This is a genomic window from Ancylobacter crimeensis, from assembly GCF_023016805.1.
Classification (GTDB): domain Bacteria; phylum Pseudomonadota; class Alphaproteobacteria; order Rhizobiales; family Xanthobacteraceae; genus Ancylobacter; species Ancylobacter crimeensis.
The window spans coordinates 35,628-47,167 of record NZ_JALKCH010000016.1; the positions used below are offsets into that span (position 1 = coordinate 35,628).

General features: G+C 69.3%; 9 protein-coding genes. 4 read left to right on the forward strand and 5 right to left on the reverse strand.

Annotation, left to right across the window (positions count from 1 at the left end; translation table 11 throughout):
- Positions 1-10: 10 nt before the first annotated feature.
- From MWN34_RS18660 to MWN34_RS18675, 4 genes are all read right to left on the reverse strand, one after another.
- Complete coding sequence (locus MWN34_RS18660) at positions 11-1,291, reverse strand: amidase (protein WP_247030825.1); 1,281 nt, start codon at positions 1,289-1,291, stop codon at positions 11-13.
- The gene (locus MWN34_RS18665; RefSeq protein ID WP_247030826.1) at positions 1,288-2,760 is read right to left on the reverse strand and encodes an amidase; all 1,473 of its coding nucleotides are present in this window, start codon (positions 2,758-2,760) and stop codon (positions 1,288-1,290) included. Before MWN34_RS18665 ends, MWN34_RS18660 begins: the two co-directional genes overlap by 4 nt.
- Before the next feature lie 74 nt (positions 2,761-2,834).
- Positions 2,835-4,331 carry a 4-hydroxyphenylacetate 3-hydroxylase N-terminal domain-containing protein gene (locus tag MWN34_RS18670; RefSeq protein WP_247030827.1) on the reverse strand — a complete coding sequence of 499 codons (1,497 nt, stop codon included), beginning with the start codon at positions 4,329-4,331 and terminating at the stop codon, positions 2,835-2,837.
- 489 nt (positions 4,332-4,820) lie between these two features.
- Positions 4,821-5,270, reverse strand: a complete 450-nt coding sequence (locus MWN34_RS18675) for a hypothetical protein (protein WP_247030828.1) — start codon at positions 5,268-5,270, stop codon at positions 4,821-4,823.
- Between the two features lie 93 nt (positions 5,271-5,363).
- Between MWN34_RS18675 and MWN34_RS18680 the strand changes: the two genes are divergently transcribed.
- The 4 genes from MWN34_RS18680 (at position 5,364) to MWN34_RS18695 (ending at position 10,170) form a co-directional block, all read left to right on the forward strand.
- Positions 5,364-6,404 (forward strand): putative B6 ABC transporter substrate-binding protein, encoded by a 1,041-nt coding sequence (locus tag MWN34_RS18680; RefSeq protein WP_247030829.1) that lies wholly within the window; start codon positions 5,364-5,366, stop codon positions 6,402-6,404.
- Positions 6,405-6,532: 128 nt separating this feature from the next.
- Positions 6,533-8,119, forward strand: a complete 1,587-nt coding sequence (locus MWN34_RS18685) for a putative B6 ABC transporter ATP-binding protein (protein WP_247030830.1) — start codon at positions 6,533-6,535, stop codon at positions 8,117-8,119.
- The gene (locus MWN34_RS18690; RefSeq protein ID WP_247030831.1) at positions 8,116-9,222 is read left to right on the forward strand and encodes a putative B6 ABC transporter permease subunit 2; all 1,107 of its coding nucleotides are present in this window, start codon (positions 8,116-8,118) and stop codon (positions 9,220-9,222) included. The genes MWN34_RS18685 and MWN34_RS18690 overlap by 4 nt, the downstream gene beginning before the upstream one ends.
- Before the next feature lie 12 nt (positions 9,223-9,234).
- Entirely contained in the window at positions 9,235-10,170 is a 936-nt protein-coding gene (locus MWN34_RS18695; RefSeq protein ID WP_247030832.1) for a putative B6 ABC transporter permease subunit 1, read from the forward strand.
- 20 nt (positions 10,171-10,190) lie between these two features.
- Here MWN34_RS18695 and ppaT read toward each other — a convergent pair whose 3' ends face one another.
- Positions 10,191-11,366 carry a pyridoxamine--pyruvate transaminase gene (gene ppaT, locus MWN34_RS18700; RefSeq protein WP_247030833.1) on the reverse strand — a complete coding sequence of 392 codons (1,176 nt, stop codon included), beginning with the start codon at positions 11,364-11,366 and terminating at the stop codon, positions 10,191-10,193.
- Positions 11,367-11,540 lie beyond the last annotated feature (174 nt).

Below are 11,540 nucleotides of genomic sequence, written 5' to 3' on the forward strand. Positions count from 1 at the left end.
TCGAATGTCGTCATGAGGCGAGAGCATCCTCGATGAAGGCGGCGGCGGTCAGCGTGTCGCCATCCGCGCCGATGCGGCCGACCACCTGCACGCCGACCGGAAGCCCCGCCGGCCCGTATCCCGCCGGCACGGTGAGCGCCGGGGCGTGGAGGAGGGTCCACACCTTGTTGAACACCGGATCGCCGGTCGCCGCGAGCCCGGTCGGCGCCTCGCCCGGGGCGGCCGGCGTCAGCAGCACGTCGCAGCCGCCGAGCAGCCGCTCGACAATGGCCTCGCGCTGTTTCAGCGCGGCAAGCGCGGCGTCGTAGTCGGCACGGGTGGCGCGGGCGAGAAGATCGAGAAAGCCGCGTGTGATGGGCGAGATGCGATCTCCCAGCACGTTCCGCTCATAAGCGAGGGTGCGCGGCGTCTCCCAGCCCATCACCGCATCGTGGAAGGCGTAGAGCCTTTCGAAGTCCTCCGGCACATCGAGGTCCACCACCGTTCCACCGCCGGCGCGGATCGCCGCCGTGGCCCGCTCCAGCGCCGCTCGCGTCGCCGGCTCGGCCAGCGCCCAGCGCGAGGTGCGGAACAGGCCGACCCTCGGGGGGCGGAGCGTGCCCACGGCGATGGCCGGATTCTCCGCTAGAACCCCGGTGATGAAGGCGGCGTCGCGCACGTCGCGGGTCATCAGGCCGATGGTGTCGAGACTGTCGGAGAGCGGCTTGGCGCCGGTGCGGTTCAGGGTGCCGAAGCTCGGCTTGTAGCCGACCACGCCGCAATAGGCGGCGGGGCGGATGATCGAGCCGGAGGTCTGGGTGCCGAAGGCCGCATGCGCCATGCCCGCGCCGACGGCGGCGCAGGAGCCGGAGGACGATCCGCCCGGCGTGTGAGCCGGGTTGAACGGATTTCGTGTCTTGCCGGGGCTCGACATGGCGAATTCGGTCGAGACCGTCTTGCCCAGGACCATGCCGCCGAACTGGCGGGTCAGCGCCACGACGGGCGCGTCCGCCACCGGCCGGCTGCCCTGATAGACCGCCGAGCCATAGCCGGTCGGCATGTCGGCGGTCTCGATCACGTCCTTCACCCCGAAGGTGACGCCGGCGAGGGGGCCGGCCGGGGCGGCCTTCGCCTCGACGATGGCGCGTCCGGCATCGAAGGCCATCCACGCCTGCACGTCGTCCTCGCGCGCGGCGATGCGGGCGGCGAAGGCGCGGGCCACCGCCTCGGGCGCCAGCGTGCCGGCGGCGACGCGGGCGGCGCTCTCGCGGCCGGAGAGGGCGGCGATGTCCTCAGCCATCGGGCGGCTCATCGGGCAACTCCTGCGAGGGACGGGCGGCGATGGAACCAGGGGCGGGCCCGCTCCAGCTGCCCGGCGAGCCGGAACAGGAGACCATCGCGGCCGAAGCCGGCGCCGAAATGCACGCCGACCGGCAGCCCGTCCTCCGACATGCCGAGCGGTACGCTCATGGCCGGGCAGCCGGCGGCGTTGAAGGCGCAGGTGAAGGGGGCGTGGGCCCAGAAGGCATCGTAGAACGCATCGAGGCTCTTGCCCGCGCCGGCCAGCGCACCGAGCGGGGGCGGCAGTTCCGCGGCGGTGGGGGAGAGCAGAATATCGTAGCCGGCGAAAAAGCGGCCGAGCGCGCGGGCGGTCTGGTGCAGCGTGTTCACCGCGCCGAGATAGGCGGTGGCGGGCAAGCCGCGCGCTTCCTCGACCCAGGCGGCGTTGACCGGTTCCAGCGCCTTCAGCGGATCGGCAAGCCCCAGCGCCGCTCCGCGCGCGGCGACGGCTGGCGCGACATTCACCCCGACGATGATGCGCCACGCCGCCTTCAGCGCATGGGCGTCATAACCCGGCTCGACGATCTCGACGTCATGGCCGAGGTCCGCGCAGAGCTTCGCCGCCTCTTCCGCCGCGCGGGCGCAGGCGGGGTCCACCTGCGTGCCGAGCGGGGAGGCGGGGGTGAAGCCGATGCGCAGCCGGCCCGGCTCGCGCGTCACCTCGGAGAGATAGGTGTCGGGCCCGCGCGGACAGGCATAGGGATCGCCGATATCCGGTCCTGCGGTGGCGTCGAGCAACGCGGCGTTGTCGCGCACCGACCAGCTCGCGGCATGGGGCGTGGACATGCCGGCGATCGCCTCCACGATCGCCGGGCCGAGCGGGTTCACCATGCGGCTGGGCTTGAAGCCGAACAGGCCGCAATGGGAAGCGGGCAGGCGGGTGGAGCCGGCGCCGTCCGACGTGTTGGCCATCGGTACATAGCCGGCTGCGACCGCTGCGGTCGAGCCGCCCGACGAGCCGCCGGGCGAACGCGAAATGTCCCACGGATTGTGGGAGGGGCCGAAAGCCTCCGGCTCGGTGGCGAAGGAGAGCGCGAATTCCGGGGTGTTGGACTTGGCGATGATGACGAGGCCGGCGGCCTTGTAGCGCGCCACCAGCGTGCCGTCGCGCGGCGACACCATGCCGTCGAACAGCTTCGATCCGGTGGACAGAACGGTGCCCGCCATCTCGAATCCGGTGTTCTTCAGGATGAAGGGCACCCCGGTGAAGGGACCGTCCGGCAGGCCTTGCGCGATGGCCTGCCGGCCGAGATCTTCGAAACGGTGCACCAACGCATGAAGCTGCGGCTCATGGGCGTCGATGCGCGAGAGCGCGGCGTCGAGCAGATCGTCTGCGCTGACCTCGCCCGCGCGCACCAGAGCGGCGAGGCCGGTGGCGTCGTGATCCTCATAGCCGGCAAAGCCTCCATGGGAGAGTGCCGCGCCTGTTATGCCGCTCATGCCGGTTCCTCAAGTCTCTGCCGCTGGAAACAAGGCATCCGGCGGGCCGCGTTCCGGGCCCGCCGGAAGGCGGTTCAGGGCATGCCCGCGAGCGTCTTCACCTGCGCGATGAAGGCGTCGCGCTTCACCTCGTTGTAGAGCCGCTCGCGCAGGCGCGGGGCGGGGCTCGCATTGACGTTTTCGAAAAGAGCAACCCGCCCCGCGAGCGAGGAGGAGGTCATGTCCCAGATGAAGTTCATGAGCTGCTCCTTCACCGCCGCGCTCACCCCCTTGCCGGGCAGAAGCTCGGCGAGGTGGTGGCCGATCTCCGGATTGTCGAAGGCCGCCTTGCCGAAGCGCATCACGAGACCCTGCCCGCACAGCTCCTGCAGGATGTGGATGATGCGCGGATATTCCTCGATGGAGTAGAGCCGGCCGGCGGTCAGCATGCCGACATCGGGCGCCATGACCTCGCCGTCGGTGGGCTTGGCCAGCGCCTCGGCGGCGGTGATGAAGGCGCGCAGCGTCTGGGCATACTGGATGATCTCGCCCAGCATGCCCTGCACGGCGGGAATGTGGCTGGTGCCGAGCACGTCCAGTACCAGCTGGCCGGCGCCGACGAACAGCTCCGCCTTCACCGCGAGGCGGGTGAGGACGTGCCAGTGGGCGAACACGCAGACCGGTCCGTAATAGGACATCGCGGTCGGGTCGCCGAGGTTGAAGATGCGCTCCTTCCGCACCAGCACGTTCTCGAAGATGATGAGCTGGTCGGCCTCCTCGCCCAGTCGGGCCACCGGATGGTCGAACGGGTCGGCGCCGGGGTGGGAGACCATCTCGCGCGAGATCAGCTTGATGCCGTCGGAATTGATCGGCACCGAGGCCCAGATGCAGGCCTCTGCGGGGGTTTCGCGGATGCCGCCGAGATTGGTGAAGAAGATTTCGTTGGCCTGCGCCGAAACGGATCCCACCGTCTTGGCGCCGGAGACGCGGATGCCGTCCGGCTCGACCTTGGTGACCTTCAGCAGCGAGGCTTCCGCGCCCTTGGGGCTGGAACGGTCGTTCTGCGGCCCGGTCAGGCTTTCCGAGGCGGTGAGGTTGTGGTCGCGGCCATAGGCGACATAGCGCTCGATGTTCTCGGCGAAGTCGGGCGAGCAGCCCTCGATGAGCGATTTCTTGGCCTTGAAGGTCGGCAGGTGGGCGAGCAGCCCGACCGCGATGGCGGGCGCGAGGTCCGGCGGCCGCCCGAAGGTGCCGGCGGTCTTGAGGCTGGTATATTCGATCATCTTGCGACGATCGGCGAGGTCTTCCTTGGTGCGCGGCACCTGCCAGGAACGGCTCGCCACCGCGCCGGTCTCGTCGATGAAGGTCGTGGCGTCGGCGAAAGCGGGGTCGAACTGGTCGTCGAACATCGAGGCGAGCAGATCCACGCCGGCCGAAAGGGCAGGGTCGGCGAAGACGTTTGCAATACGCTTGCCGGCCACCCAGAGGGCGCGGCCGTCATCGAGCGTGGCCTTGAACTCGTCTCCAGTCTTGAGCTTGTGCCCCGGCTTGTGCCCCTCGGCAAGTTCGCGTTTCGGCGTCTGCGCGTTCATCATCCGCTCTCCTGAGGAAGGACCCTCGTCCCGCGCCGTTTCGGCAGGCAGTGGTGGCATCCGGTTCGGCCAGCGGCCGCCTTCCGGCGGGGGCACGCGGCCGCCCGGTGCTCGTCTCGGGTTCGGGCGACGGCGATCCAACCATTAAACCGCAAAAATGGTCAAGCCCATTTGGTGAGGCGCATCTGTGCGTGAAATTTAAGCGAAAATGGTTATTCTGAAATATAATTACGCCGTATCGGGCCCCAAAGGATAAAGATGGCCTAAACCTAAGGGGCTTCTTGTCGATTGCGCTGATTAAAATATAGGCGATGCCATGCCGCCGATTCGCAGACGGCGTTCTGATCGAACCGATTTGGTTGGCGTGGTGCTTGACCACCCATTTTGGTTCTGGCTTTTTGGTTGAGAACGACGCACGTTTCGGCGGCATCCACGAGCCGCGGGAGGGTCGGCATGCGGATATCGAGGACGGATAGCGCCGCGCCGGCTTCAGTCGGCGACCGCGCGGCGACATTCCAGCGTGGCGCCGCCTTCCGTCGCCGTGCAGCGCAGCTCGATGGCCGGCTCCACCGCCCCGGCGCGGCGGGCGAGGAGGATGTCGCTGCGGGTCGAGACGTCGGCGCCGGCAAAGCCGCACCACAGGGTCTGCACCGGCATATTGTCCTGGTTCCGGTTGAGGAGGAAAACCTCGCCGGTCTTCGGCCGCGACCAGAGCTGCGCGCTGAGTTCGCCATGCGGCGCGGCGGTGCCGAGTTCGGCCGAGTACCAGTGGGCGATCGCCGCCGCGCAGGCGAGGGGTCGGTCGGTCTCGTTCACCAGATGAAAGCGAATGACGGAGAGTCCTTCCGTGCCACGCTCCACCTTATGGACCTCCTCGGCATGTGGCCCCGCCGTGAGCGGCAGCAGGGCAACGATCGCCTGAAGGATGATCTTTCGCATTCCCGGAATTCTCCTGCCGATCCGGTGCTTTTATAGTTCAGAATATCTGGCAGGAAAATAATAAACGGTAGAAATATCATAAGGGGACCTTCCATGAGAAAGATGTTGCTGTGCGGTGCCGCGCTTGCACTGCTTTCCGTCGCTGGCCTTGCACCCTCGGCGCTCCGGGCGGCGGACCTGACCTCCATCGCCATCCTGACGCCGGAGGCCGGCACCGATTACGGCTGGAACCAGCAGGGCATCGACGCTGCCAAGGCGGCCGGTGCCGCCGCGGGCGTGAAGGTGGTCGTCGCCGACAATCTCGGCTATGGCGACGTGCGTCCGACGCTGCGCGAGATGGCGGAGGACGGTGCGGGCCTCATCATCGCCCATGCCAGCGGCTACAACACCGCCGCCCCGGAAATCGGCGAGGAAATGAAGGTGCCGGTCGCCATCGTCGACCGCCCGGACGCCAAGAAGCCCGGCGCGGTGGCCGATTATACCGCCAGCGGCCATGAGGGGGCCTATCTCGCCGGCCGGCTCGCCGCCAAGATGAGCAAGACCGGCACGGTCGGCATCGTGGTCTCGGGGGAGCCGCCGTCCTGGAACGCCCAGTCCTCCGCTTTCGCCGAGGGCGCCAAGGCCGAGAAGCCCGGCATCGCGGTGCGCTATGCGGTGATCGGTCCGGCGGCCTATTCCGACGCCGCGGGCGGCAAGCGCGTGACCGAGGCGCTGATCGCGGCCGGCGCCGACATCATCTTCGGCCAGGGCAACGGCTCCAGCTTCGGCATGCTGCAGGCGGTCGAGACCAACAAGTCCACCGGCGGCGGGCCGGTCTATTTCATCGACGTGATCGGCGACAAGACACCCATCGACAAGGGCAACCTGCTCTCCTCGGTGGTGTGGAACCTCGAGCCGGTCTATGCGGCGATGATCAAGGACGTGAAGGCTGGCTCCTACGGCACCCACAATTACGACATCAACCTCAAGGATGGCTCGGTCAAGCTTCTGAAGACCAAGCACATTCCCGACGATGTGTGGGCGCAGATGGAAGCGCTGAAGGCTGATGTGATCTCCGGCAAGATCAAGGTCGAGGCGCATTTCGACGCCGACAGCGTGCACAAGCTCGTCACCGCCCTGCCGACTGCGCAGTAAGCGGGCGCACGCCTGGTACGGCCTGTTCCCGGGCGATGCCGGAGTGATCCGGCGTCGACCCCTGGCGGAGCAGGCGCCGCCCTGAGCCGGGCCTTACCGGGGCCTGGCATGGGGAGAGGGAGCACAGCATGACCGAACCCGCCCCTTCGCCAGAGGCCGCATCTGGCCCGCCGCCCTCGTCCGGCGCCATCGTCACCCTCGACCATGTCACCAAGCGCTTTCCCGGCGTGGTGGCGAATGATCGCGTGGCCTTCGACCTGTTCCCCGGCGAGGTCCATGTGCTGCTCGGCGAGAACGGGGCGGGCAAGTCCACGCTGGTCGGCATGCTCTCCGGGCTGCAGACGCCGGACGAGGGCGGCATCCTCATCGACGGGCGCGAGGCCAGCATTTCGTCCCCCGCGCGCGCCCTGGAGCTGGGCATCGGCACCGTGTTCCAGCATTCGATGCTGGTGCCCTCGCTCAGCGTCGTCGACAACATGGCGCTCGGCGGAAGCTGGTGGTCGCGCCCGGACCGGACCGGCATTGCGGCGCGAATGGCGGCGGTGGCGGCCGATATCGGGGTGAGGATCGACCCCCATGCGCGGGTCGGCACGCTCTCGCTCGGCGAGCAGCAGCAGGTCGAGATCGTGCGCGCCCTGATGCGCGGCAGCCGGGTGCTGATCCTCGACGAGGCAACCGCGATGCTGACCCCCAAGGGTGCGGAAGACCTCGGCGCGCTGATGCGCCGGCTCACCGCGCTCGGCATCGCGGTGGTGTTCATCACCCACAAGCTCAATGAGGCGCTGGCCTTCGGTCACCGCATCACCGTGCTTCGCCTCGGCCGCAAGGTGGGCGAGATCGCGCCGGAAAGGCTGGAGGCGCTCGGCCCGGCGGCGGCGACCGCGGAGATCATCCGGCTGATGTTCGGAACGGGCGACCGGAAGGCGGCTGCGGAGGGCGGCGCCCGTGCCGTCCGCCGCCGGGTGAGCGCTCCGCCGCTTCTCGAGATCGAGGAGCTGGCGGTGGACGACATGGCGGTGCCGGTGTCCGGTGTCACGCTGTCGGTTGCGCCGGGCGAGATCGTCGGCCTCGCCGGCATCGACGGCAACGGCCAGAAGCAGTTCGCGGAGGCGCTCGCCGGCCAGCGCCGCCTTGCCGCCGGGACGATCCGCCTCGGCGGGGAGGCGGTCGAGCGGCTCGATGTCGGGGGGCGGCGCGCGCGGGGCCTCTCCTATGTCACCGACGATCGGCTCGGCGAGGGTACGGTCGGCAGCTTCCCGGTCTCGTTGAATCTCCTGCTGAAACAGGTCGGCAAAGACCCGTTCTGGCGCAACGGCTTTGAGCGCCCGGAGCCGATCGCCGCCCATGCCGAGCGGCTGGTCGGGGCCTATGACGTGCGCACGCCGGGCATTTCGACGCCCATCGGGAAGCTGTCCGGGGGCAATATCCAGAAGGCGCTGCTGGCCCGCGAGCTCACGGGGGATACCCGCGCGGTGATCTTCGCCAAGCCGACCTACGGGCTCGACGTGCAGAACATCCGCGCCACCCGCCAGCGCATCCGCGAAGCGGCCGATCGCGGGCTCGCGGTCATCCTCATCTCGACCGATCTCGAGGAGGTACTGGAGCTGTCGGACCGTATCGCTGTCATGTCGCGCGGCCATGTGGTGGGAATGGTGGACAATGACGATGCGGCGCGGGCTCGCGTCGGCGAACTGATGAGCGGCGTGGGCGCATGAGCGGGACCGGAAGCGAAACCACCGGGATGGGCGCGGCAGGCGCGACGCTTGCGCCGGGCGGGCGCGGCGGGGCGTGGCGCGAGAGGGGGCGGCTCGTCGTGATGACGCTCGGGCCGATCCTCGGCGCGCTGGTGCTCTCCGGGCTGCTGCTGCTCGTGCTCGGCGTCGATCCGCTGGCCTATTACGGCTATGTGGTCGAGCGCGGACTGCTTTCGCCCTATGGCGTGCAGGCCACCTTCACCCGCATGGGCCCGCTCCTGCTGATCGCCGCGGGGCTGATCGTCGCCTTCCGGGCCGGCATCTGGAATCTCGGCGGCGACGGCCAGTTCCTGCTGAGCGCGGTGGTGGTCGCGGCGCTCGCGCCCCTGCTGGCGCCGCTGATGCCGGTGTGGCTGGTGCTGCTGGCGGCGCTTCTCGTCGGGGCGCTGGTGGGGGCGGCGTGGTCGTTGCTGCCGGCCCTGCTCAAGGCCTATCAGGGCGTCAACGAGATCATCACCACGCTGATGATGACCTTTCTCGGCGTGTCCTTCGCCAATGTGCTGGTGAAGCTGTTCTTCCGCGACCCGACCACCACCGTGCCGCAGACCCGCACCCTGCCGGTTGCCGACCGGCTGCCGCGGCTGTTCGACACCACGGTGTCGAGCGGGGTGCTGATCGGGCTGGTCGCCATCATCGCGGTGCATGTCGTCATGACCCGCACCGCCTTCGGGCTGAAGCTGCGCATCGTCGGCGCCAATCCGCGCGCAGCGGTCCATGCCGGGCTGAACGTGCCGCTGCTGACCGTTTTGACCTTCGCCCTCTCGGCCGGGCTCGCCGGGCTCGCCGGGGCGGTCGAGATTCTGGGCGTGCAGGGCAATGTGCGGGCGGACTGGAACCCGGCCTACAGCCTCACCGTGATCCCGCTGGTGTTCCTCGCGCGGTTCAACGGCTTCGCCTCCATCGCCTTCGTCTTCCTGTTCTCCGTGCTGTCGATCGGCGGGGAGAGCGCGGCGCGGCGTACCGGGGTGCCGAACTTCTTCACTCTCGTGGTGGTGGCGATCCTGCTCGTCATGCTCGGGGTCACCGAATATCTCGACCAGCGCCGCCGCGCGGCCGGACGCTGAGGGGGACGAGGCATGGGTGCGCTCTTTACCGACGCCTTTCTCACCTCGCTGGTGCTCGGCGCGCTGACCGCCGGCCTGCCGCTGCTGCTGGCCGGGCTCGGCGAGCAGATCTCCGAGAAGGCCGGCGTCCTCAATATCGGCATCGAGGGCATGATGCTGATGGGGGCCTATCTCGGCTTCGTGGTGGCCTACACCACCGGCTCGGTCTGGCTCGGTTTTCTCGGCGGGGCGGTGGGCGGCATGGCGGTGGCGCTGCCGATGGTGGTGCTTTGCATCCGGCTCGGCCTCAACCAGATCGTCATCGGCATCGCGCTGACCCTCGGCACGGAGGGACTGACGGCGCTGCTGCACCATTTCCAGTTCGCGCAGAGCTATCCGCGCCTGCCGGCGGTGCCGACCCTGCCGATCCCCGGCCTTTCGGAGCTGCCGGTGATCGGGCCGGCGCTGTTCGACCGGCCGGCGATCGTCTATCTCGCCATCCTCGCGGTGTTCGTCACGGCCTATGTGTTTCGTTCCACCCAGCTCGGCCTCGCCTTGCAGGCCGCGGGTGACAAGCCGGCGGCGCTGGATGCTGCGGGGGTGGACGTGGTGAATGTGCGAAGCTTCGCGGTGTTCACCACCGGTGCGCTGGCGGGTGTCGGCGGGGCCTTCATGGCCGAGGTCGGCGCCGGCATCTTCGTGCCCTTCATGACCAATGGCGCGGGCTTCATCGGCATCGTGCTGGCGATGCAGGCGCGGGGCAATCCGTTCTGGGTGCTCGCCGGAGCGCTGCTGTTCGGCGCGTGCCTGTCCGCCACCACGGCGCTGCAGGTGGCGGGGGTGAGCATCCCGACCGACGTGATCCAGATGCTGCCCTTCGCCGCCGTGCTGCTGGTGCTTGTGCTGTTCGGCCGCCGGGCAAGCCTGCCGGCGGCGCTCGGCACCCATTATGTGCGGGGCGCGCGATGACGGCGCCCGGTTCGTCCCGTTCAGCCGGCGTCGATCGCCGCCAGCGCCGCCGCGACCCCGGCGCCGACATCGACGCGGCATCCCAGCGCGGACAGCGCGCCGCCCAGAGCGGCGAGCGCGGGAACGGCGTGGATGGGCTGCGCGGTCGGGCCCATATGGCCGATGCGGGTGAGCTTGCCCAGCGTCTCGCCGCGGCCGGAGGAGAAGACAACGCCATAGCGGGCCCGCGCCTCGGCCCTGAGAGCCGCCTCGTCGATGCCGGCGGGGGTGCGCACGGCGGTGCAGGTCGGGGCGGCGAAGCTCTCTTCCGCCGCCCAGAGCTGAAGCCCCATCGCGGTGACGCCGGCGCGGGTGGCCTTCGCGGTGAGGGCGTGGCGGGCCCAGACGTTTTCCGGCCCTTCCGCCAAATAGAGGTCGATGGCCGCCTCCAGCCCGTTCACCTCGGCGACCGAGGGGGTGAAGGGGAAGGGCCGGTCGGCGCGCCACGCCTCCTTCCAGTCGAGGATGGAGAGGATCGAGCCGCGAGGCGCGGTCGGGTTCGCCTCCATCTTCGCCCAGGCGCGTTCCGACACCCCGAGGATGGACAGGCCGGGTGGACAGCCGAGGCACTTGTTGGGGCCGGTGACGAGCAGGTCGATGGCGCTGCTTTCCGCATCCACCTTCATGCCGCCGAAGGACGAGACCGCGTCCACCAGGAACAGCGCGCCGTGGGCCCGCACCACCGCGCCGATCGCCTCCACCGGGTTCACCGTGCCGGAGGGGGTGTCGTGGTGGCACAGAGAGACCACGGTGACATCCGGCCGCGCCTCCAGCGCGCGGGCGACGTCCGCGGGGTCGAGGATGCGGTCATAGGGCACGGCAAGCTCGACGATCTCCGCGCCGGAGCGCTTCGCCCAATCCTCGAGACCCTTGGAATAGACGCCCGAGACCAGGTTCAGCACCACGTCGCCGGCGCCGAGCAGGGAGGCCGCCGCGGCCTCCAGCCCCAGAACCGGCTCGCCATGCAGGATCACCGGCATGGTCTGCGCCTTCACCACGCCGGCCAGCTTCTCGCTGACGCGCTGATAGGTGGCCTGGAAGGCGGGGTCGTAATCGTAGAGCACCGTGGTCGCCAATCCCCGCAGCACGGCGGGGTAGGCGTCCACGGGGCCGGTGGTGAGGGTCAGGACCGGGGAGGCGGTTGGCGCGTAGCGCATGGTCGGGTCCGTGAGGCTGGCCGCGCCGGAGAGCGCGGGGGCGGGCGGGAAACGCAGCGGGCGGAAACGCGTTGGCCGATCAACCAAACATCGACCGAAACTGCAGGAATGGTCAGAGATTGGCACCTGAAACCCGCCGCGGCAACTCTCTTTCGCCCTGTGGCGCGAGGTTGG

Excerpts from the sequence above, each read along its gene's own strand:
- MWN34_RS18695 (WP_247030832.1), top strand. The coding sequence starts at position 9,235 with ATGGGTGCGCTCTTTACCGACGCCTTTCTCACCTCGCTGGTGCTCGGC.
- ppaT (WP_247030833.1), bottom strand. The coding sequence starts at position 11,366 with ATGCGCTACGCGCCAACCGCCTCCCCGGTCCTGACCCTCACCACCGGC.
- MWN34_RS18660 (WP_247030825.1), bottom strand. The coding sequence starts at position 1,291 with ATGAGCCGCCCGATGGCTGAGGACATCGCCGCCCTCTCCGGCCGCGAG.
- MWN34_RS18670 (WP_247030827.1), bottom strand. The coding sequence starts at position 4,331 with ATGAACGCGCAGACGCCGAAACGCGAACTTGCCGAGGGGCACAAGCCG.
- MWN34_RS18665 (WP_247030826.1), bottom strand. The coding sequence starts at position 2,760 with ATGAGCGGCATAACAGGCGCGGCACTCTCCCATGGAGGCTTTGCCGGC.
- MWN34_RS18675 (WP_247030828.1), bottom strand. The coding sequence starts at position 5,270 with ATGCGAAAGATCATCCTTCAGGCGATCGTTGCCCTGCTGCCGCTCACG.
- MWN34_RS18685 (WP_247030830.1), top strand. The coding sequence starts at position 6,533 with ATGACCGAACCCGCCCCTTCGCCAGAGGCCGCATCTGGCCCGCCGCCC.
- MWN34_RS18680 (WP_247030829.1), top strand. The coding sequence starts at position 5,364 with ATGAGAAAGATGTTGCTGTGCGGTGCCGCGCTTGCACTGCTTTCCGTC.
- MWN34_RS18690 (WP_247030831.1), top strand. The coding sequence starts at position 8,116 with ATGAGCGGGACCGGAAGCGAAACCACCGGGATGGGCGCGGCAGGCGCG.